Origin of the sequence: Methylobacterium sp. P1-11 (assembly GCF_008329595.1) — a bacterium.
Taxonomy (GTDB): Bacteria; Pseudomonadota; Alphaproteobacteria; order Rhizobiales; family Beijerinckiaceae; genus Methylobacterium.
Window position 1 is genome coordinate 1 of sequence record NZ_NPKS01000082.1, and the last position, 2365, is coordinate 2365.

Sequence of the window (2365 nt, forward strand, 5' to 3'; positions counted from 1 at the left end):
GCGGGGCGGTCGGATCGGATGACATAGCCTTACCCATAGGCCAACGCCTATGCCTTCGTGAGCTATGCCGCCTGTCCGGTCAAAACGGGGTGCGGTTCACCGTCGACGCTCTTGCGGCAGTGCGCTACGCGCTCTGGCGTGAACAGGCTTCCGTGCTGTCTTGCCGTCAGCGCCACAGACCAAAACGGCGCTTCGTCCTGCCCCGCCCTTGGGCCTACGCTCTATGCCAAGCCGCCTGATTGGCCAAAGTCGAGCTAAGAGCGCGGGACAAAACCGCTGCGAGCGTGTTGGGCGGGCATGGACGCTCTCGTACCCGACGACCTCTGGGCGGTGATCGAGCCGCTTCTTCCATCCGAGCCTGAGAAGCCGAAAGGCGGTCGGCCGCGCGCCTCGGACCGGGCGGCGCTGGCGGGCATCATCCTTGTGCTGCGTATGGGCATGCAATGGAAGCATCTGCCGCATTCCGACGTCGGCTCCAGCGGCAAGACGAGTTGGCGACGACTGCGCGCGTGGCAGGCAGCCGGCGTCTGGGCCGCCCTGCATCGCGTGATGCTGGAGCAACTTCAGGATGCAAACGCGCTCGATTGGTCACGGGCCGCTCTCCACAGCGCGAGCCTACCTGCGAGAAAAGGGGCTGCGCGACGGGTCCGAACCCGACGGATCGGGGCAAGCCGGGCACGAAGCGCCACCTCGTCGTGGATGCCAGGGGTACGCTGCTCGGCCAGACGCTGACCGGAGCCAACAGTCACGACAGCCGCATGCTGGCCGCCACCCTCGACGCGGTGCCGGGCGTACGCACTGGGCGCCGGGGTCGCCCACGGCGCAGACCGGACAAGTTGCACGCCGACAAGGGCTACGATCATCGCCGTTGTCGAGGTGAGTGCCGGGCGCGCAGCATCACACCGCGCATCGCCCGGCGTGGCATCGAGAGCAGCGAACACTTGGGGCGCTACCGCTGGATCGTGGAGCGCGCCCTGGCTTGGCTCGCCCACTTCCGCCGCCTCGCCATCCTGAACGCGCCTACTACGTCGTGTTCGCACCTATGGAGACCACGCTGGCCGAACTGGCCGGTGTGGCTGGGCTACGCTGGACGATCGAGACCTGCTTTGGCACCGCCAAGGGTGAACTCGGCCTCGATCATTGCGAGGCCCGCTCCTGGGACGGGTGGCACCGCCACATGACGCTGTGCATGGCCGCGCTTGCCTTCCTCGCGCGGCTGCGCGCCGAGTTGGTGCGCGTCGCAACTCGTAAACCGAACGAAAGGAGTCCAGACACCGTCGTCGAGGCCGCCTGAAGCGACGTGCGCCCCGAAGATCTGAGCACATGCTGCCGCTCTCCGTTCCGGAGATCAGGCACCTGCTCGCCCGTCTCGTTCTTGCCATCGCACCGGTGCGCGCCTTGCTATTGGCTTGGTCTGTCTGGCGACGACGGCATCAGACCGCCGCCAGGGCTGCTCACGTTCGAGCCCGTCAAAAAATGCAACTGTAGTACTAAGACGCGTGGTCTACACCGCAGCCTTAAACATTGCGAGCATCTAGCTGCAGGTCCCGATGACTATACCGGGCGCAAGGCCATTTGTCGGAACCGACTGTCCGGAGCGTTGACGGCCCTCTGCGTCGTCCTGCAGTAGGCCGTCTTTGTGATCACCGCTTCGATGACTTCTGCCCGGGCATTTGCACCTCGCCGCGCCACTCTCCGGTGAAGTCCGCCTTCGAGGTGTAGGCAACCGAGAATTTGCCGTTGCCCCTCGCCCCGGCCAACTCACCGGTGCCATTAGTGACTTGGTAAGTGCCTCGCGCAGTAACTAGCCCCTGAGGGTTAGTCGTGGCCATGCCTTTGTAGGCGCTCGACGTTGCACCGGAGGGCGTGGTGAACGTGATGGTGCCCTGGACAGGGCCTTGTCCCTTCTTGAGCGTCACCGTCTCGACCCACTGCACCTTGGCGCCGTCGAGCGGCGTGCCAGGGCCCGTGTTCATTCCGGAGGCCATCTGCTGGATCTTCACCTCATTCGGCCCAAGCGGGTGCGATGTCTGATTATCGACGTGCCCCGTGTAATTGCCGCCCATCGGCATTGCGAGCGCGGGGGCTACGGGAGCCATCGCAGCACAGATGACAGCGGCAAGCGACATCGAGCTGCCCCTCGGCGGCCGGGTCTGCCCAACCATAGTTGCGGGCTGCAGCATATCCTTGCTGATGCGACCTCCTAAAGTGGCTGGTGCAGATCGAAGTCAATCTATCGACACGATCTGCACAGTGAACATGAAAGGTAATTACCCACCCCTGTGGCGGTGTGATTTAGGCGCTGACGGTTTTGAGGATGGTGGCGAACGGGCTGGTCCCGGTGAGGCGGGCGGTATCGACGACG

Annotated in this window: 1 protein-coding gene and 2 pseudogenes; 2 read left to right on the top strand and 1 reads right to left on the bottom strand. The window is 64.7% G+C overall.

Annotated features, from left to right (window positions below; translation table 11 throughout):
• Positions 1-297 precede the first annotated feature (297 nt).
• Both CIW48_RS32760 and CIW48_RS34680 read left to right on the top strand, forming a co-directional pair.
• Positions 298-1010, top strand: a pseudogene (locus CIW48_RS32760) (IS5 family transposase); the annotation flags it as partial.
• A pseudogene (locus CIW48_RS34680) lies at positions 1004-1294 on the top strand (transposase); the annotation flags it as partial. The pseudogenes CIW48_RS32760 and CIW48_RS34680, both read left to right, overlap by 7 nt.
• Positions 1295-1643: 349 nt before the next feature.
• On the opposite strand, the gene CIW48_RS32770 reads toward CIW48_RS34680, so the two are convergent.
• Complete coding sequence (locus CIW48_RS32770) at positions 1644-2129, bottom strand: hypothetical protein (RefSeq protein WP_149314500.1); 486 nt, start codon at positions 2127-2129, stop codon at positions 1644-1646.
• Positions 2130-2365: the final 236 nt, after the last annotated feature.

What these genes read in the sequence shown, in the direction of transcription:
- CIW48_RS32770 (WP_149314500.1), bottom strand. Translation starts at nt 2,129, where the DNA reads ATGTCGCTTGCCGCTGTCATCTGTGCTGCGATGGCTCCCGTAGCCCCC.